Source organism: Caproiciproducens sp. NJN-50 (genome assembly GCF_004103755.1).
GTDB lineage: Bacteria > Bacillota > Clostridia > Oscillospirales > Acutalibacteraceae > Caproicibacter.
On the sequence record NZ_CP035283.1, the window covers coordinates 2416919 to 2434982 of the forward strand.

Here is an 18064-nt window from a genome sequence, read left to right on the forward strand (position 1 = left end):
TATTTGTGAACAGTGAAGGCAAAATATAAAAGGTTGGCCGCAGTATCCGAGAAAAGCCGCCGCGGAAATTCCGCGGCGGCCCCTTCAGTGCTTCATTCAGATAAAAAACTCAAGGCGGATTACACAAAAACGGCTTCTCAACACTGAGAAGCGCGAATCGGCCGCAGGTTCAGCCTGCTGGAGCAAACGACGAGGCTCGGGCAGTGCAGTTCCGGGCCGCGTTCCGCGGACCCCTGCACGGGGTCCGGAGATACGGAAAGCGGGTTCGGTCCTCCGGGCTGCGCCGGAGTTCTCGCCTCGCGGCAACTCAAAAGCAAGGACCGGCTCACTGCCGGCCCTTCTTCTTGGAGCGAACGACGAGGCTCGGGCAGTGCAGTTCCGGGCCGCGTTCCGCGGACCCCTGCACGGGGTCCGGAGATACGGAAAGCGGGTTCGGTCCTCCGGGCTGCGCCGGAGTTCTCGCCTCGCGGCAACTCAAAAGCAAGGACCGGCTCACTGCCGGCCCTTCCCCTTGGAGCGAACGACGAGGCTCGGGCAGTGCAGTTCCGGGCCGCGTTCCGCGGACCCCTGCACGGGGTCCGGAGATACGGAAAGCGGGTTCGGTCCTCCGGGCTGCGCCGGAGTTCTCGCCTCGCGGCAACTCAAAAGCAAGGACCGGCTCACTGCCGGCCCTTCCCCTTGGAGCGAACGACGAGGCTCGAACTCGCTACCTCCACCTTGGCAAGGTGGCGCTCTACCGGATGAGCTACGTTCGCAACACTTTAATGCAAGTGCTATTATAGCCAAAATGCCTCGGTTTGTCAAGCCGGAACAATAAAAAATCCCATGGGCATTTTCCATGTTTTCTATTTCGTCGGGTTTATGTTATAATAACCTCACGGCGGAAGCGGAAGCAAAGCTTCCGACACCTGAGAGAACACTGAACCATGATTGCGGGCCGATCACGTTTTCTCCGGCTTCGCGGTTCATGTTATAATACGTTTGACATACGAATCACAGGTAGGGATAAAATGAGTTATTCGATAAATCTGGGAGCTTGGAATTCGGTTTTTGCGGTTCCCTGCTCCGTCGTCGATCAAAATCTGAAGCTGGCCGGGTCCGTGCAGCTCAAGGTTCTTCTCTGGACTCTGCGCCATGCGGGAGAGCCGTTCGAGGCGCAGGATATCGCCTCGGCGCTGGGCATCGAGCGGGCCGACGTAAGAGACGCGCTGCTCTACTGGCAGGAAGCCGGGCTGTTTTCCTCGGGCGGAACGGCGGAATCTGCTAAACCGGCAAGGCCGGAAACACAAGCCCCCAGCCAGCCGGCCGGGGAAACGGCCAAGCCAGCTCCCGCGGCGGAAACGCGGCGCGTGCTTTCCCGCCCGCAGAAACCGGACAGCGGGTTCGTCGCAAAGCGGATTGAGGAATCGACGGATATTTCCTGTCTGATGCAGTCCGCACAGCAGGTTCTGGGGCGGCTGATTTCGGGCGGGGAATCCGCGACGCTTTTGATGATCCACGACGAGTTCGGTCTGCCCAGCGATGTGATCATCATGCTGCTTCAGTATGCCGCAAGCATTGGGAAGGCGAACATGCGTTACATAGAAAAAACAGCGATGAACTGGGCGGATGAGGAAATCAACACCCACGAAAGGGCGGAGGAGAAGCTCCTTCGCCTGACCGAGTGCCGGCAAGCCTGGCGGCAGGTGGAGCAGGCGCTGGGAATGCCCCACCGTTCACCCTCTTCGAAAGAGGAGGCGTTTGCGGACACCTGGGTCGCGCAGTGGAAATTCGGCGGCGACATGATCCGCGAGGCATACGACCGGGCCGTGGACGCGACCGGAAAGTTCAGCGCAAGCTACATGAACCGGATTCTGGAGCGCTGGAAAAAAGCGAATATTTCAACTGTGCAGCAGGCACAGAGGGAGACGATGGAACGGGCGGCGGCACGCAGGGACAGCAAGGGCAGTCCCCTCTCCCAGGAGCTGGATGAGTTCGAACGCTCGGGAATATTTGACAATTTCGACAGGAAGTGATTCTGACGGGATACGATCGGGAAGTCTACGAAGCCGCGGACCGGATCCTGCGGGAGCGCCGCCGGGAAGCCGAGCTGCTGCAGGAAAAGCGCCGGACCGTTTTTTACAGCGTCTGCCCCGAAGCTCAGAAGTTGGAACAGCGCCTCGCTAAAACCGCCGTGCGCGCCGCAAAAGCCGTGCTCGGCGGAAAAAATGCGAGGGAGCAGCTGGAACTTCTCCGGGCGGAAAACTTACGGCTCCGTTCCCAGTGGAACGAGCTGCTGCGGTCGGCAAATATGACAGAAGAAGACCTGGAGCCGGCGTACCGATGCAAAAAATGCAGAGATATGGGCTACGTCGACGGCAAAATGTGTTCCTGCCTGAAAGACTTGCTGCGCGAGGAAGCTTACCGCAGGCTGAACGCTCTGACGCCTCTTTCGCTCTCAACATTCGAGAGTTTTTCGCTTGAATATTACCCCGACAGAGTTGAACAGGGCCCCGGCCGCTCCCCTCGGAGCGCGATGCGCGAAATTCTGGAAAACTGCCGGAAATACGCCGAGGCCTTCTCCCCCGCCTCTTCGCAGAACCTGATCATGCAGGGCGCTACCGGGCTGGGCAAGACCCACCTTTCACTCTCGATTGCGAATGAGGTGCTTCAAAAAGGATTCGGCGTCGTCTACTGCTCCGTCAACAATCTGATCGCCCGGCTGGAAAACGAACATTTCGGTCGGGATGAAACCGGTGATTCCGGCAGTCTTCTGGAATCCTGCGACCTTCTGATTCTGGATGACCTCGGGACGGAATTCCGAAGTTCTTTTTCCATTGCTGCGGTGTACAACATTGTCAACACGAGACTGCTGCTTCGCAGGCCGACCATCATCAGCACCAACCTGTCTATGCGCGAGCTTCAGGACCGGTATTCCGACCGGTTCGCCTCCCGCGTCGCCGGAAGCTATGTTCGCCTGATGTTTCTCGGCCATGACAACAGGATGCAGCGGCTCCTCGTTCAGCACGGAAAAAAATAAGGATGCTCCCGGCATCCTTATTTTGAAAGCGTTTACCTATTTTCGGAATCGGTGTTTTCCCTGCTCTGGGATTTCAGATACGCGTTGATAAACCCGTCCAGGTCGCCGTCCATCACGGCGTCGATGTTGCCGGACTCATATCCGGTACGGTGGTCCTTCGCCAACGTATAAGGCATAAAGACGTAGGAACGGATCTGGGAGCCCCACGCGATTTCCTTCTGCACGCCCTTGATGTCCTCGATCCGCTCCAAATGCTCCCTCTCCTTGATTTCCATCAGCTTTGACTTGAGCATTCTCATGGCAACGTCGCGGTTCTGGTACTGGCTGCGCTCCACCTGGCAGGCGACGACGATGCCGGTCGGAATATGGGTCAGCCGGACCGCGGAGGACGTCTTGTTGACCTTCTGCCCGCCGGCGCCGCTCGCACGGAAATAATCGATTTTGATGTCGTCCGGGTTGATTTCGACTTCAATCGTGTCGTCGATCTCCGGCATGACCTCGAGCGAGGCAAACGAGGTGTGCCTGCGCCCGGAGGCGTCGAACGGAGAAATCCGGACCAGGCGGTGGACGCCGGACTCCCCTTTCAGAAAGCCGTAGGCGTTCTCCCCGGCAACCAGGATGCTGGCGCTTTTCAGGCCGGCCTCTTCCCCGTCCAGATAGTCCAGCGTCTGTACGGTGAATCCGTGGCGTTCGCCCCAGCGGCAGTACATGCGGTAAAGCATCTCCGCCCAGTCCTGCGCCTCCGTGCCGCCCGCTCCCGCGTGGAACGTCAAAATCGCGTTCTTCGCGTCGTATTCGCCGGTCAGCAGCGTCGTCAGGCGCATGGAATCCAGTCCCGCGCGGAACTGTTCCAGTTCCTGCTGCGCCTGCGGAAGCAGGGAAAGATCCCCTTCTTCGTCCGCAAGCTCGATCAGCGCCATCAGGTCCTCATAGGAGGATTTCAGGCGTCCGTATGATTCTATTTTATTCTTGAGCGAACTGGACCTCTGCAGAATCCTCTGGGATTTTTCCATATCGTCCCAGAAATCCGGCGCGGTCGCCTTTTGGTCCAGCTCGGCGATCTCTTTGCGCATGCCTTCCAGGCCGAGCGCGTCGGCTAACTCCTTCAGCTCCGGCTCCAGGCCCTGGAGGGAAAGCCTCAGTTCTTCATATTGCAGCATTTGATTCATCCTTCAGAATAAATTCCATTCGTTTGATTATAGAATATTTTAAGGATAAAGTCAAAAGTTACTTTCTCCCGCGCGCTATTTTATGTTGGGAAACAGGTGAATTTATGAATTAGTTGAAAACTTATGGGGCAAAACATTGAAGTTTTCCTAAATTTTTTATAAAATGAAATTATTAAAAGGAGGCTCCTGTATGACTGATTATGTCGGTTTGAATTGTCCGGTATGCGGAAAGACATTCACTGCCGAAGACGATATCGTTGTTTGCCCCATCTGCGGCGCACCATACCACCGGCACTGCTACGCCGAGGCCGGGAAATGTGTTTTTGAAGAAAAGCACGGAACGCCGGACGCCTGGGCACCGCCCGGTAAGGGAAAAGAGGCCGGGGAGCAGGGCCGGACCAAACGGTGCCCTCGCTGCGGTTCCTTCAATTCCGACCAGGCGCTGTTCTGCGAGCAATGCGGCCAGTCTCTGGAGGGAAAGCGCCCGAACGATCCCGGAGCGGCCCCTCCCTATGTCCCGCAGAATAACGCCCCGTTTGCCGGAGGGCAGCCGGACGGCAACCCGTTTGGCCAGAACGGCTTTCCCGGAGGACCGCCGCCGTTCTATCCCGCCGCCGGGATCCCCGGTCCGAATGAAACGATCGACGGCGTTCCCGCCGGCGATGTTGCCCGTTTCGTGCAAACCAACACACAGTACTATCTCACTGTTTTTATGAACCTGAAACGGTTCAGAAGGAACAGGTTTAACTTCTGCGCCTTTTTGTTCCCGGGCGCGTGGATGCTCTACCGCAAGCTGTACAAAGCCGGTTCCATCGTCACGGCGGTCATGTTCGGCCTGTACATAGCGTCCGCCTGGGTAACCGAACATTTTCTCAATCCGATCATCCAGTTTCTTTTCCTGCAGACCGGGATTACCGGCGACACGCTCACCCCAAGCAACGAACAGATTGAAAAGCTCATGGAATTGATTGAAAAGCTGCCTTCGTACCAGGTGACTCTGATGGCGGTGCCGGCTTTGATCTTCCTGACTCAGCTGATTCTGATGCTTGTCTTCGGTTTTTCCGCAAACCGGATGTATCTGAAGCACTGCATCGGTAAAATCACGGCCATCCGGAAAGAAACCACACGGCCATCCGATAACGCTGTACGGATGCAGGAAGAGGGCGGGGTCAATCTTTCCCTTGCCATCTGTCTTGGGATCTGCTATTTCATTCTTTCCTATATCCCATCCATTTTTTACTAGGAGAATCGAACATGAAAGTCACAAAAGCCGTTATTCCGGCGGCGGGACTCGGCACCAGAGTCCTGCCCGCCACAAAATCCATGCCAAAGGAAATGCTTCCCATTGTGGACAAGCCGGCGATTCAGTACATCGTGGAAGAGGCTGTGCGCTCCGGCATCACGGACATCTTAATCATCACAAACCGGGGCAAAGGGCTGATTGAAGACCATTTCGACCGCGTCCCCGAGCTTGAGGCAAGGCTGACGCAGAGCGGCCCCGAAAAGGAAGAAATCCTGAACGAAATCGTCGGGATCGCCCACAAGGCGAATTTCTTTTTCGTTCGGCAAAAGGAGACGCGCGGCCTGGGCCACGCGGTCGGCTGCGCGAGGTCCTTTGTCGGAAACGAGCCGTTTGCAGTGCTGTACGGCGACGATGTGGTCATCGGGGAAGACCCCGCCTGCGGACAGCTGATCCGCGCTTACGAGGAGTACGGCAAGGGCGTCCTCGGAGTCAAGATGGTTTCTGAGGAGGCGATTTCGAAATACAGCTCCCTGAAAGTGGAACCTCTGAGGGGCAACTGGTTTTCCTGCACCGACATGGTGGAAAAGCCCTCGCCGGATCAGGTTCTCTCCCTCTATTCCATTTTGGGGCGCTGCATTCTGACTCCGGAAATTTTCGATATTCTGGACCACACGGACCCGGGCGCGGGCGGAGAGATTCAGCTGACCGACGCCATGCGCACCCTCGCCCGCCGCGACGGCATGATCGCGGTCGAATATTCCGGGACGCGCTACGATATGGGCAACAAGCTCGGGATCATGAAAGCCCAGGTCGAAGTCGGCCTGAACCATCCCGAAATCGGGCGGGAATTCCGGGCTTATCTCAAAGAGATCTGCCAAACCCTGTAATAACCGCTACAAATTTTCTATTGACGGAGTTCCCGCCGGCTGATATAATAGTCCTGTTAAGCCGCTATTGCGGCTTTATCCTTGCTCCGGACACAGTTCCGGGGCCATAAGTCCAAAAGGAGGTGTTTTGACAATGGCAGATGTAAAGAATTCCTATGAAACCGTTTTTATTCTTTCCACCAAATTGGGAGAAGAGGGGATTACTTCCACAATTCAGAAGTTCAAGGATCTGATTGCGGAACACGCCACCATCGACAATGTTGACGATTGGGGCAAACGCAGACTGGCCTATCCGATCCAGAAGGAAGAAGAGGGCTACTATACGCTGATTGCTTTCACCAGCTCCCCGGAATTCACTGCGGAACTGGACCGTGTCTACAACATTACGGACGGCGTGCTTCGTTCCCTGATCGTGAAAAAGGAAGCTCCGGATCAGGCTAAGCCTGAAAAGGACAAGACGGAAGAGAAAAAGGAAGCGTGACCTGAAATGCTGAATGTCGCTGTTCTGATGGGAAGGCTCGTCGCAGACCCGGAACTGAGGCACACGCCGAACGGGATTTCCGTGACCAGTTTTACCATCGCCGTGGATCGATCCTATGTAAAGGCCGGAACCGATCGGCAGACGGATTTTATCGACGTCGTGGCGTGGCGCAACAACGCTGAATTTGTGTGCAAATATTTCCGGAAAGGCCAGCTGGCCGCCGTCCAAGGTTCCATTCAGACGCGGACCTACACCGATAAAGACGGAAACAAGCGCAAAGCGGTTGAGATTGTTGCCGACAATGTCCATTTTGCGGAACCGAAGCGGGAAAGCGGAGGTTCTTCCGGCGGTTATTCCAGAACCGGAAATCCGGCGAACGACCACATCGAGCCACCGCCACCCGCATATGCAAACGGCGATACAGGTGATTTCGAGGAAATTCCATCCGATGATGATCTTCCCTTCTGACCTTTTGACACAACCGATTGAAGTAAAATAGAATAAGGAGGTTTCTCATGGCTGACAATCAGAACGACAGACCCGTCAGGGAGCGCAGAGGCGGCCGCAAGGGCCGCAAAAAAGTCTGCAGCTTCTGCGTGGACAAGGTCGAAACCATTGATTACAAAGATGTCGCAAAGCTGCGCCGCTTTGTCTCGGAACGGGCAAAGATTCTTCCCCGCAGAGTTACCGGCACTTGTGCTCATCATCAGCGCGAATTGACGGTCGCGATCAAGCGTGCGCGCCACCTTGCATTGCTTCCGTTCAGCAGCGACTGATTCAGCGGATAAAATCGGGCTGCTCTGGGAATCCGGTTCACACCGGTACCAGAGCAGTTTTCCTTTTTCAGGAGGCGGCCATATGCTCTTTGACATGCACGCTCATATGTTCAGCGACAAAATCGCAGAAAAGGCGCTCTCACGCCTGGCTCTGCTGTTCGGTGACCAGCCCATTACAAACGGGACCGTCGGCGACACCGAGCAAAAGATGAAGGAATGGGGAATTACCGCTTTCACGGCTCTCAATATCGCGACAAAGCCGGGCCAGCAAAAGGTGATCAACGACTGGGCCGCGTCCGTCCAAACCGATTCCGTCCTCTGCTTCGGAACAGTGCATCCGGACGCGCCGGACGCTGCGGAGGAAGTCCTGCGGATTGCCCGTCTCGGCCTGCACGGCATAAAGCTTCACCCCGATTCTCAGAAATTCCTGATTGCGGAGCCAAGGCTCTACCCGATTTATGAGGCGGCCTCCTCCCTCGGCCTGCCGATCACCTTTCACGTAGGGCGGGATCCGGACAGCGTGCGAAGCCCCCGCGCGGCGGCATCCGGCATCACCAGAATCTCCCGCCTGTTCCCCAATCTGACGATCATCGCCGCCCATATGGGCGGCGCAAGAATGAGCGATGAGGCAGAGCAGGTCCTTGCGGGGAAAAACGTCTATCTCGACACTTCGCTCTCAAATGTTTTTTGCCCGCCGGAACAGTTCGTCAGAATCGTCAGGAAGCACGGTTCGGAGCGTATTTTATTTGGAAGCGACTGCCCATGGCAAAGCCCGCTGGAAGAATTCAGATGGATCGAACACCTGGATCTTCCCAGCGCGGACAGAGAGAATATCTATTGGAACAACGCGGTGCGAATCCTGAAGATCGCCAAATGACGCTGCGGGGATGCCAATCCCACAGCAAAAAGAATGCCGGGGCTTTTGCCCCGGCATTCTTTTTGCTGTTCACCCCGCGGAAGAAGCGGATGACGACGCGGACGGATTCGGATTAGGCCCTTTGCTGACGACAATGACCACCTTGGAACCATACGCCATCTGGCTGCCTTCCTTCGCATTCTGATACCCTATGACCAGACCGGAGGGCACCGAACCGCTGTACGCCTCCGCCTTCGTGGGAACGAATCCCGCAGAGGTCACATTCTCGGAAGCATCCGGCAAGGTTTCACCTGAAATTTCAGGCAGCGTGCGCACGGCCGCTCCCTCGCTGACAACCACCACAATCGCCGTTCCTTTTGCCATCTTTCCGTTTGCCGCCGGCTGCTGGGAAATAATGCATCCCTCCGGGACCGTATCGGAAAACTGCCTGGTCGAAAGAAGGATCTGATAGTCCGTTCCCTGACTGGAAGACACGTCCTCAACAAACTGATCGTAGTTCTGTCCCACCAGATTCGGAACCGTTATTTTGTTTTCGTCAGATGAATCCGCGAGCTGGTCTGCCGAAGACTTTTCCAGCAAAACCGCCGAAGAAGAATCGGAAGCATCCGTCGCGGCTCCCGCCGCCAGTCCGCGGTCGTCGGTCGGGGTGCGGCTGATCCAGAACATGCCGATCGCCGTAAACACGATCAGCATGACCGCGCAGGAGGCCAAAACCCAGACAAAGCCGGGCAGCTCGCGCTTTTTTTTCTCATCGGGACCCGCCCCGCCCGTTTCCATGCGGCCGGGCATCCGGCTGATCCGCCGGGTTTCTTCCAGCGCGGCCGTCACGGAAGAAGCAGCGGAAAGCTCCACCCTCAGGCGCTCAAACGTCGGCGTCCGGCGGTCCGGTGAAACCTGAAGCGCATTGGCCAGCGCCGTGACCAAATAGGGCGGCAAAGTGTGAAGCACGGCCGTGGGAATAAACAGCCGCGAATCACCCCGGCGCTTCAGCGCATCCGGCGGAAGGGTCCCGGTCAGGGTAAAAAACAGCGAGGCCGCAAAGCCGTAAACATCCGTCGCTTCATTCGGCTGATAATCCATGACGTACTGTTCGATTGCCGCGCATCCATCCGTCATGTCCGGCGGAAGATCGGTATCCATTTGCCGGACCGAACCGATCGAAAAACCGCCGAGTTTCATCCGGCCGTCTTCCATAATAAACAAAGTATCGGGGGAAATCCCCAAGTGGCCCACGGAATGGGCGTGAAGGACGCTCAGCGCGGAAAGCACGGGCATAAACAGCTGCCTCGCAGCGTTCCAGCTGAGTCTTCCGCCGCTCCGTTCCACAAAATAGCGGAGCGTAATGCTGTCGTTCCATTCGGACACCGTATAAGCCGTATGATTTTCTTCAAAGATATCATAAATCTGCACAATGGCGGAAAGCTCGCGCATGTGGGCGATCTCTCTGGAATAACTTAAAAACCGGGCAAACGACTCGTTGAAAATGATTTCACTGCCGCCGACCACGCGCACATCCGTGCCGTTCGCAGCCCGTTCGCTGAGCGTCTGCGGAAAAAACTCGTGCAGCTCGATCGGAATATTCAGAACGGTGTCGTAGCCGATATAAATAATTCCCTCTCCATTGCTTTTTTTCGCAACGCCGACCAGATACCGTTTCTGCAGCATGGTTTTCAGAGGAAGGGCATGCGTCATCTGGGGCTCATCCCCAAGCCAGCCACAGCGGGGGCAAGCCGCTCCGCCTTCTTTTTCGGACATGCAGTTCATACACAGATTTGCCGGATCAGTCATATTGCCGCCTCCGAACTGTTGTTAAGGCCGTTGCCGCACTTGTTTAGTTTTCTTCATCCTCATCCGAATTATCCCAATTGTGCCAAACATTCTGCACGTCGTCGTTGTCTTCCAGGGTATCGAGCAAACGCTGCATTTTAGCGGCCGCATCCGGATCCTCCATTGTTACGGTCGTGCTCGGCACCATTTCAACCTCCGCGGAAACAAATTCATATCCTTTTTTCTCAAGGTCGCTCAGAACGCCGCTGAAATCGTCCGGTTCCGTGTCGATCTCAAAAACGTCCTCATCGGATTGGAAATCGGAGGCGCCGGCTTCAAGCCCGTCTTCCATGACCTTGTCTTCGTCGAGCCCTTCTTTTTCGATCAGAATGACTCCCTTTCGCTCAAAAAGAAAGGAAACGCAGCCATTCTGCCCCAGGTTGCCGCCGAATTTGTCAAAGTAGTGCCGGATGTCGCCCGCCGTGCGGTTGCGGTTGTCCGTCAGGGTCTCCACAATCACGGCGATGCCGTTCGGACCATATCCTTCGTACTGGATGGTCTCGTACTTATTCTCGTCTCCGTCGCCCGCGGCCTTCTTGATGATCCTCTCGATGTTGTCGTTCGGAACATTGGCGGCTTTCGCCTTGGCGATGCAGTCCCTCAGACGGGAATTGGCATTGGGGTCCGGCCCGCCGCCCTGTTTGACCGCCACTGCGAGCTCACGGCCTATTTTTGTGAAAACTTTCGCTTTGGCCCCATCTGTTTTTTCTTTTTTTCGTTTAATATTATTCCATTTTGAATGGCCCGACATAAAAAAAGTCCTCCAAACTTCAATAGCGCTTGATTTTTATCATAGCACAGTTTTTGCGGAATGGCAAGGGCGGCACCGGCGGCCGGTCAAATCAGGGTGCCGCTGTCACAGTAGGAACACAGCAGCATGTCTCCGACCTCCGTAAAAAGGCCCGGCAGGTAGCGTTCCGTCTGCGTGATGCACTTGGGATTGGAGCAGCGGTGCGGATGCGTGGGGTGCGGAATTTTCCTCTTCCGAGGCCGGTCCCGGCTTTGCAGGATGGTCAGGATCAGCGCCATTCTGGCGTAAACGCCATAGACGGTCTGTTCAAAATAAGAAGCGCGCGGGTCGCCGTCCACGTCCACGGAGATTTCATCCACGCGGGGCAGCGGATGCAGAATTTTCAGGTCCGGCTTTGCATTCCGGAGCTTCACGCTGTCCAGGACAAAGACGCCCTTTTGCCGTTCGTACTCCTCCCGGCTTGAAAAACGTTCCTGCTGAATGCGGGTCATATACAGCACGTCCAATTCCGGCAGGGCCTGCTCCAGGCTTTCCGCGGCAGAACAGGTGCAGCCCGCGGCGTCGATCACGTCCAGAACGTATTTCGGCAGAGCGAGCTCCGGGGTGGAAATCAACACAAAGGAGGAGCCTGGAAAGCGGGTCATCGTCCGAATCAGCGAATGGACGGTTCTGCCGTATTTCAGATCTCCGCACAATCCGATTCTCAGGTGGTCCAGCCTTCCCTTTTCATTGGAAAGGGTGACAAGGTCCGTCAAAGTCTGCGTCGGATGAAGATGCCCCCCGTCCCCCGCATTGATAATGGGGGATTTGGAATACAGCGACGCGGCCGCCGCCGCCCCCTCGCACGGATTCCGCATGACGACGATATCCGCGTATCCGCTGACGACCGTGATCGTGTCCTTCAGGCTCTCCCCCTTGGAAACCGACGTGTTTTCCGGATTGTCAAAGCCGATCACTTCGCCTCCCAGGCGGTACATGGCGGTCTGAAACGACATCTTGGTGCGCGTGGACGGTTCATAGAACAGCGTCGCCATGATTTTCCCGCGGCAGGATTCCCGATAGGCCCACGGATTTTTGCGCATACTATCGGCAAGAGCAACCAGCTCCCTGATCTCTCCCACCGAGAGCTGGTCCAGGTCTATCATATCGTAAAGCTGCATCCCTTTCACCCCGAGCTTTCTATATATATTGAGTAATATTTTAACATCGCTCCGGCAAAAGCACAAGACGGCTTTGTAATTTTAAAGGGAATCTATTGACAGATTTGCTATGATTGCATTAGAATGAGTTGTTAACACAGAAACGACTGGAGAAATGGCAGGGCGTTGCAATGAAAATCGGACTCGACGTTGGTTCCACCACTATAAAATGTATTGTTATGGATGAATCCGGCAAGATCTTGTATCGTTCCTATCAACGGCATTATTCCAAGATCACGGAAAAAATGACGGAGCTTCTGGAAAAAGTCCGCCGTGAATTCAACCTGGACGAAACAGCGATGCTGACTGTTTCCGGTTCTGCCGGAATGGGAATCTCCCAGACGTGCGGTCTTCCGTTCGTCCAGGAAGTCTACGCGACCCGCATCGCGGTCGGCCGGCTGATTCCCGACGCCGACGTGATTATTGAGCTCGGCGGCGAGGACGCCAAGATCCTGTTCCTTTCCGGCGGGCTGGAGGTCCGCATGAACGGCTCCTGCGCGGGCGGGACGGGGGCCTTCATCGATCAGATGGCTACCCTCCTGAACCTGTCGCTGGAGGAGATGGACCGGCTCGCCTCTCAATATGAAAAAATCTATACGATCGCATCGCGCTGCGGGGTCTTTGCCAAATCGGATGTCCAGCCCCTGCTGAACCAGGGCGCCCGAACGACGGATATTTCCGCCAGCATCTTCGCCGCCGTGGCAAACCAGACCATCGCCGGGCTGGCCCAGGGCCGCCCGATCCGCGGCAAGGTGGTCTATCTCGGCGGGCCGCTGACGTTCCTGCCGCAGCTGCGGGGCAGTTTCGACCGCGCTCTGAAAGTGACCGGCGTCTGCCCGGAGGATTCCCTTTATTACGTCGCCATCGGCGCGGCATACTGCGGCGCGGTCGAGACAAACCTCGGGGAAGCGCTGGATCGGATCCGCAAATACGGCTCCACGGGAAGCTTTCTCTCCATTCCCCCTCTGTTCCGGAATGAAGAGGAGTACGAGGCGTTCCGCGAACGGCACGCACAGTGCAGGGCTCCGCGGGGAGACATCGCGTCCTACCGCGGCGATGTCTGGCTCGGCGTCGACGCGGGTTCGACCACGGTCAAAGCCGTGCTGCTAGGCAAAGACGGAGAAATCCTCGATTCCGTCTATCAGAACAATTCCGGCAATCCCGTCCCGATCATCCGGGATTACCTGCTCGGCGTCTATCAGAACCATCCGGATCTCCGCATCGCGGGAAGCGCCGTGACGGGCTATGGGGAAGAACTGCTGAAAAACGCTTTCGGCATCGACTACGGGATCGTTGAAACGGTCGCCCACTTCACCGCCGCAAAGCACTTCCGCCCGAACGTGGATTTCGTCATCGACATCGGCGGGCAGGACATGAAATGCTTCAAGATCCGGGGCGGCGCGGTGGACAATATTTTCCTGAACGAAGCCTGCTCCTCCGGGTGCGGCTCCTTTTTGCAGACGTTCGCCAGCACGCTCGGCTATGAGATACCGGAATTCGCAAAGCTCGGCCTGTTCGCGGAGCATCCCGTGGACCTCGGTTCCCGCTGCACCGTCTTTATGAACTCCCAGGTCAAGCAGGCACAGAAGGACGGAGCGACGACGGAGGACATCTCCGCGGGCCTTTCGGTCAGCGTGGTGAAAAACGCGATCTACAAGGTGATCCGCGTCGCGAGCGCCGAAGAGCTCGGCCGGAACATCGTGGTGCAGGGGGGCACGTTCCTGAACGACGCCGTGCTTCGCGTCTTTGAAAAGGAGCTCGGCGTGGAGGTCACCCGCCCGGACATCTCCGGCCTGATGGGCGCTTACGGCGCGGCGCTCTACGCTATGGGCAAGCCGAAAAGCGAAAGCTCGCTGATCGGCCTTGAGGAACTTCAGGATTTCAAGCATGAGGTGAAAGTGACCAACTGCGGACTGTGCAGCAACCACTGCCGCCTGACCATCAATATCTTCGGCGGAAACCGGCGCTTTATCGGAGGCAACCGCTGCGAAAAGCCGGTCACCAAAAAAAATGCGAAGAGCGAGCTCAATATGGTGGCATTCAAGATGGATCTTCTGTCCGCTTACCGTGCGTCGGAGCCGGGACCGCGGGGAAAGATCGGGATTCCGATGGGCCTGAACCTGTACGAACTGCTCCCGTTCTGGCATCGCTTCTTCACCTCCCTCGGATTTGAAGTCGTCCTCTCCCCCCTTTCGGACCGCGAGCTGTACCTGAACGGACAGAGCACCATTCCGTCCGACACGGTCTGTTTTCCCGCAAAGCTGATGCACGGGCATGTGCAGGCTTTGATCGACGCAGGGGTCCGGAACATCTTCTACCCCTGTATGTCGTACAATTTCGACGAGGGAATCTCCGACAACCATTACAACTGTCCGGTCGTCGCCTACTATCCCGAGGTGATCGCGGCCAACATGGGCAGTCTTTCCGATTATAATTTCATCCACGACTATGTGGGGATCCACCGCAAACACGACTTTCCGATCAAGATGCACGGAGTTCTTCAGAAAAGCTTTCCGGACATCACCGTCCGCGAAGTCAAACAGGCTGCAAAAGCGGCTTACGGGGAATATGACCGCTATATGGAGCAAGTCCGCCGGAAGGGCGACGAAATGATTCTTGAGGCCGAGCGCGAGCACCTGCCGATCATCGTCCTGAGCGGCAGACCGTATCATCTCGACCCGGAGATCAACCACGGAATCGACAAGCTCATCGTCAGCCTCGGTGCCGCCGTGATTACGGAAGACGTCGTCAGCCCCAGAGCCGGAAAAATTCACACGGACGTCCTGAACCAGTGGACTTACCACGCCCGGCTGTACGCCGCGGCCAAATACGTCTGCACAAGGCCCGACATGAACCTGGTGCAGCTCGTGTCCTTCGGCTGCGGAGTCGACGCGATCACGACCGACGAGGTCCGCAGGATCCTGGAAGAGGGCGGCAAAATCTACACCCAGATCAAAATCGATGAAATCACAAACCTTGGCGCGGTGAAGATCAGGCTGCGCAGCCTGTTTGCCGCCCTGGAGGCGTAGGAGGTGCGGCAAGCATGGCAAAGTTGAAATACAATAAAAAGGGGCGCCTTCTGTTTACGAAGGAAATGAAAAAGGAATACACGATTCTCGCTCCGATGATGGCGCCGATCCATTTCCGCCTGATCGTCAACGTGATGAACAACTGCGGCTACCATTTCGAGTTGCTGGACACCACCGGGCCGAATATCGTGCAGGAGGGACTGAAGTATGTCCACAACGACACCTGCTACCCCGCTCTGCTGGTGATCGGGCAGTTTATCGACGCGCTGCACTCCGGAAAATACGACCTGAACAAAACCGCGCTGGTCATCACCCAGACCGGGGGCGGGTGCCGCGCTTCCAATTATATCCACCTGCTGCGCAAGGCTCTGAAAAAGGCCGGCCTCACACAGATTCCCGTCATCTCGATGAACCTGTCGTTTCTGGAGCACAACCCGGGATTTCAGATCACCCTTTCCATGATCCGCAAATTCGTCGCCGGCATCGTTTACGGCGACGCGCTCATGCTGCTGCACAACCAGACGGAAGCCTATGAGGCCAACAAGGGGGAAAGCGGACAAAAAGTCGAGAAATGGATTGCGGAGCTTTCCGATCAGTTCAATCACGGCCACGGCCTTTCGCTCCGGGAGCAGACGGAGAATCTGAACCGTATCGTTCACGATTTCGCCGCTGTTCCGATTCAAAACGTGCCCAGGGTCAAGGTCGGAATCGTCGGTGAAATTTACGTCAAATACGCCGCGCTGGGGAACAATAACCTGGAGGATTTCCTCAAGGAACAGGGATGCGAAATCAATGTGCCCGGCCTGATGGGCTTCGCCCTGTTCAAGGTCGATAACCGGCTGGACGACATCCGCCTCTACGGCGGAAACCCGGTCAAACATTTCGTTGTCAAAAAGTTGATGAACTATCTTCTGAAAATGCAGGACATTCTGATCGAAGCGGTCAAAACAGAGCCGCGGTATCTCGCCCCCACTCCATATGCCCACACAAAGAGCCTGGTCAAGGGCGTGATCGGCTACGGCGACAAGATGGGAGAGGGCTGGCTCCTGACGGCGGAAATGATGGAGCTGACCGAACAGGGATACGGGAATATCGTCTGCGCGCAGCCGTTCGGCTGCCTGCCGAATCATATTTGCGGCAAGGGAATGATCCACAAGATCAGGGCGGTTGACGAACGCTCCAACATCGTTCCGATCGACTACGATCCAAGCGCCACCAGGGTCAACCAGGAAAACAGAATCAAACTGATGCTGGCGGTGGCAAAAGAAAAACTTGCGCAGCAAGAAAAGGAGCGGTAATGTTTTCTAAAAATAAATTGAATATTTGTTGCTATTCCCGGAATTGCCTTCCGCGGATAAAATTGGTTGCATAGAATCCTCCATCGACATATACTTTATATATTGACTGTGGTTCCCGTCAATAAGTAAAACGGCAAACCCGCCGAAAGGCCGGGATGCCAAGCCATGGGGCCGGACGTGGGACAGATTGGAGGAGTTCTCCGTGAAGGGCAAGTCTTTCTGGTTCCAGATCCTGGGCTTTTTCCTGTCAGCCGTCACCTTTGCCTGTCAGACGAACGGATTCCAGGAAAGCAGAATGACTCCGGGGCCGCTGATTCTTTCCGCCGCGGTTTCTCTTTGCCTGCTTTTAATCGTCTGGTACCGCTATGTCGACAAGCCGACCGGCGATTTCCTTCATACAATCCACCGGGCGATCGGCGGCGACTACGGCGCCCGGTTTTCCTGTTATGCGGAAAACGATAATTTTCGCCGCCTGTCCGCCGCGTTCAACCGGCTGATGGGCCGCGTGGAAAGCCAGACGGAAGAACTGACGGAAAGCCGGCAGCTTCAGAGCCTGCTTTACGAAAATGAAAAAATATACCGTTCCGCGCTTGAGCTTACCTGCGAGCGGGTTTTTGAAGCGGACCTCACCCATGACCAGCTGATTTATGGATATGAAACCTATCAAAAGGTCTTTTCCTTTCATCATATCGAACGATTCGAAGATCTGATCGGCAAGCTCGCGGATCAGGCCGTGCATGAGGAGGACGCCGAAAAATTCCGCCGGACTTTCGACCGGCGGAACCTGCTGGAGACTTTCAACAGCTCCGGCGTGCCGGAAATCGTTCTGGAGTATCGGCAAAGGCTGCCGTCCGGCGAGGTCACCTGGGTCTCCACCTCTGTCATTCGGAGCGGCGACCCGGAAAACGGGCTGAAGGTCATCGGTTACGTCAAGAATATCGACGCGCGAAAACGAAAGGAACTGGAGATTTTAAAGCAGTCTCAGAAAGACGGGCTGACCGGGATCTACAACAAACGGTGCACCCAGTCCCTGATCGAGAGCTTTCTGGCGGGCAGCGGAAACGGCGGCCGCCATGCGGCAATCATGCTTGATATCGACGATTTTAAACGGATCAACGACACGCTCGGCCACATTCAGGGAGACGCGGCGCTTTTAAACGTCGCGCAGAGGCTCTCCGCCCTGTTCCGCAGCTCGGATATCGTGGGCAGGATCGGCGGAGACGAATTTTTCGTTTTGATGAAGGACTGCGGTTCCCGCGAAGTCCTGACAGAAAAGCTGGACGCGCTCACGGGCATGTTTGGGGAAATCCATCTGGAAGATCCCTCTTTTCAGGTCAGCGGCAGTATCGGCGTGGCTCTTTACCCGGAAGACGGAACGGATTACCGGGAGCTCTACAAAAAAGCGGATGTTGCACTCTATTACTCCAAAGCTCACGGTAAAAATCAATACCGTATTTACTCCCGGCAATAGACCGGCGCCGTTGCAATTTCCTATTGCAGCGGCGCGT

18 protein-coding genes and 1 tRNA gene are annotated in these 18064 nt (G+C 56.2%); 11 read left to right on the plus strand and 8 right to left on the minus strand.

Going from position 1 to position 18064, the window contains the following annotated elements:
• Positions 1 to 137 precede the first annotated feature (137 nt).
• From EQM14_RS11675 to EQM14_RS11680, 4 genes are all read right to left on the minus strand, one after another.
• On the minus strand, positions 138 to 329 hold the full coding sequence (locus EQM14_RS11675) for a hypothetical protein (RefSeq protein WP_128743204.1): 192 nt from the start codon (positions 327 to 329) through the stop codon (positions 138 to 140).
• Positions 326 to 496, minus strand: coding sequence for a hypothetical protein (locus EQM14_RS16410; RefSeq protein ID WP_164919064.1), 171 nt, complete (start codon positions 494 to 496; stop codon positions 326 to 328). The genes EQM14_RS11675 and EQM14_RS16410 overlap by 4 nt, the downstream gene beginning before the upstream one ends.
• Positions 493 to 663, minus strand: coding sequence for a hypothetical protein (locus EQM14_RS16415; protein WP_164919065.1), 171 nt, complete (start codon positions 661 to 663; stop codon positions 493 to 495). Before EQM14_RS16415 ends, EQM14_RS16410 begins: the two co-directional genes overlap by 4 nt.
• A gap of 16 nt (positions 664 to 679) precedes the next feature.
• A tRNA-Gly gene (locus EQM14_RS11680) sits at positions 680 to 755 on the minus strand.
• A gap of 255 nt (positions 756 to 1010) precedes the next feature.
• Between EQM14_RS11680 and EQM14_RS11685 the strand changes: the two genes are divergently transcribed.
• The gene (locus EQM14_RS11685) at positions 1011 to 2015 is read left to right on the plus strand and encodes a DnaD domain protein (protein WP_128743205.1); all 1005 of its coding nucleotides are present in this window, start codon (positions 1011 to 1013) and stop codon (positions 2013 to 2015) included.
• On the plus strand, positions 2012 to 3019 hold the full coding sequence (locus EQM14_RS11690) for an ATP-binding protein (protein ID WP_243112517.1): 1008 nt from the start codon (positions 2012 to 2014) through the stop codon (positions 3017 to 3019). Before EQM14_RS11685 ends, EQM14_RS11690 begins: the two co-directional genes overlap by 4 nt.
• Positions 3020 to 3051: 32 nt before the next feature.
• Here the strand turns inward: EQM14_RS11690 and prfB are convergent, their stop codons facing one another.
• A complete protein-coding gene (prfB, locus tag EQM14_RS11695) occupies positions 3052 to 4179 on the minus strand; it encodes a peptide chain release factor 2 (protein WP_128743206.1) in 1128 nt (375 codons plus the stop codon).
• A gap of 199 nt (positions 4180 to 4378) precedes the next feature.
• On the opposite strand from prfB, the gene EQM14_RS11700 reads away from it, so the two are divergent.
• The 6 genes from EQM14_RS11700 (at position 4379) to EQM14_RS11725 (ending at position 8452) form a co-directional block, all read left to right on the plus strand.
• The gene (locus tag EQM14_RS11700) at positions 4379 to 5431 is read left to right on the plus strand and encodes an RING finger protein (protein ID WP_164919066.1); all 1053 of its coding nucleotides are present in this window, start codon (positions 4379 to 4381) and stop codon (positions 5429 to 5431) included.
• An 11-nt stretch (positions 5432 to 5442) separates the two neighbouring features.
• Positions 5443 to 6318, plus strand: a complete 876-nt coding sequence (locus EQM14_RS11705) for a UTP--glucose-1-phosphate uridylyltransferase (protein WP_128743208.1) — start codon at positions 5443 to 5445, stop codon at positions 6316 to 6318.
• Between the two features lie 133 nt (positions 6319 to 6451).
• Positions 6452 to 6799, plus strand: a complete 348-nt coding sequence (gene rpsF / locus EQM14_RS11710) for a 30S ribosomal protein S6 (RefSeq protein ID WP_128743209.1) — start codon at positions 6452 to 6454, stop codon at positions 6797 to 6799.
• Between the two features lie 6 nt (positions 6800 to 6805).
• Entirely contained in the window at positions 6806 to 7267 is a 462-nt protein-coding gene (locus tag EQM14_RS11715; protein ID WP_128743210.1) for a single-stranded DNA-binding protein, read from the plus strand.
• Positions 7268 to 7314: 47 nt separating this feature from the next.
• Complete coding sequence (gene rpsR, locus EQM14_RS11720; RefSeq protein ID WP_128743212.1) at positions 7315 to 7575, plus strand: 30S ribosomal protein S18; 261 nt, start codon at positions 7315 to 7317, stop codon at positions 7573 to 7575.
• 82 nt (positions 7576 to 7657) lie between these two features.
• Positions 7658 to 8452 carry an amidohydrolase family protein gene (locus EQM14_RS11725; protein WP_128743214.1) on the plus strand — a complete coding sequence of 265 codons (795 nt, stop codon included), beginning with the start codon at positions 7658 to 7660 and terminating at the stop codon, positions 8450 to 8452.
• A 69-nt stretch (positions 8453 to 8521) separates the two neighbouring features.
• Here the strand turns inward: EQM14_RS11725 and EQM14_RS11730 are convergent, their stop codons facing one another.
• The 3 genes from EQM14_RS11730 to pyrB all read right to left on the minus strand — a co-directional run bounded on the left by EQM14_RS11730 (position 8522) and on the right by pyrB (position 12190).
• The gene (locus EQM14_RS11730) at positions 8522 to 10240 is read right to left on the minus strand and encodes a PASTA domain-containing protein (RefSeq protein ID WP_128743215.1); all 1719 of its coding nucleotides are present in this window, start codon (positions 10238 to 10240) and stop codon (positions 8522 to 8524) included.
• Between the two features lie 43 nt (positions 10241 to 10283).
• On the minus strand, positions 10284 to 11030 hold the full coding sequence (locus EQM14_RS11735) for a YebC/PmpR family DNA-binding transcriptional regulator (RefSeq protein WP_128743217.1): 747 nt from the start codon (positions 11028 to 11030) through the stop codon (positions 10284 to 10286).
• Between the two features lie 86 nt (positions 11031 to 11116).
• Complete coding sequence (pyrB, locus tag EQM14_RS11740; RefSeq protein WP_128743218.1) at positions 11117 to 12190, minus strand: aspartate carbamoyltransferase; 1074 nt, start codon at positions 12188 to 12190, stop codon at positions 11117 to 11119.
• 170 nt (positions 12191 to 12360) lie between these two features.
• Between pyrB and EQM14_RS11745 the strand changes: the two genes are divergently transcribed.
• The 3 genes from EQM14_RS11745 to EQM14_RS11755 all read left to right on the plus strand — a co-directional run bounded on the left by EQM14_RS11745 (position 12361) and on the right by EQM14_RS11755 (position 18027).
• Positions 12361 to 15258 (plus strand): acyl-CoA dehydratase activase-related protein, encoded by a 2898-nt coding sequence (locus EQM14_RS11745; RefSeq protein WP_128743220.1) that lies wholly within the window; start codon positions 12361 to 12363, stop codon positions 15256 to 15258.
• Positions 15259 to 15272: 14 nt separating this feature from the next.
• Positions 15273 to 16556: a 2-hydroxyacyl-CoA dehydratase gene (locus EQM14_RS16825; RefSeq protein WP_128743222.1), complete on the plus strand. Its 1284-nt coding sequence runs from the start codon at positions 15273 to 15275 to the stop codon at positions 16554 to 16556.
• Between the two features lie 202 nt (positions 16557 to 16758).
• Positions 16759 to 18027, plus strand: coding sequence for a sensor domain-containing diguanylate cyclase (locus EQM14_RS11755; protein WP_128743223.1), 1269 nt, complete (start codon positions 16759 to 16761; stop codon positions 18025 to 18027).
• Positions 18028 to 18064: the final 37 nt, after the last annotated feature.

Bases quoted from the DNA above. Each gene is read 5' to 3' on its own strand.
- EQM14_RS11685 (WP_128743205.1), top strand. From the start codon at position 1,011: ATGAGTTATTCGATAAATCTGGGAGCTTGGAATTCGGTTTTTGCGGTT.
- prfB (WP_128743206.1), bottom strand. From the start codon at position 4,179: ATGCTGCAATATGAAGAACTGAGGCTTTCCCTCCAGGGCCTGGAGCCG.
- EQM14_RS11700 (WP_164919066.1), top strand. From the start codon at position 4,379: ATGACTGATTATGTCGGTTTGAATTGTCCGGTATGCGGAAAGACATTC.
- EQM14_RS11705 (WP_128743208.1), top strand. From the start codon at position 5,443: ATGAAAGTCACAAAAGCCGTTATTCCGGCGGCGGGACTCGGCACCAGA.
- rpsF (WP_128743209.1), top strand. From the start codon at position 6,452: ATGGCAGATGTAAAGAATTCCTATGAAACCGTTTTTATTCTTTCCACC.
- EQM14_RS11715 (WP_128743210.1), top strand. From the start codon at position 6,806: ATGCTGAATGTCGCTGTTCTGATGGGAAGGCTCGTCGCAGACCCGGAA.
- rpsR (WP_128743212.1), top strand. From the start codon at position 7,315: ATGGCTGACAATCAGAACGACAGACCCGTCAGGGAGCGCAGAGGCGGC.
- EQM14_RS11725 (WP_128743214.1), top strand. From the start codon at position 7,658: ATGCTCTTTGACATGCACGCTCATATGTTCAGCGACAAAATCGCAGAA.
- EQM14_RS11730 (WP_128743215.1), bottom strand. From the start codon at position 10,240: ATGACTGATCCGGCAAATCTGTGTATGAACTGCATGTCCGAAAAAGAA.
- EQM14_RS11735 (WP_128743217.1), bottom strand. From the start codon at position 11,030: ATGTCGGGCCATTCAAAATGGAATAATATTAAACGAAAAAAAGAAAAA.
- pyrB (WP_128743218.1), bottom strand. From the start codon at position 12,190: ATGCAGCTTTACGATATGATAGACCTGGACCAGCTCTCGGTGGGAGAG.
- EQM14_RS11745 (WP_128743220.1), top strand. From the start codon at position 12,361: ATGAAAATCGGACTCGACGTTGGTTCCACCACTATAAAATGTATTGTT.
- EQM14_RS16825 (WP_128743222.1), top strand. From the start codon at position 15,273: ATGGCAAAGTTGAAATACAATAAAAAGGGGCGCCTTCTGTTTACGAAG.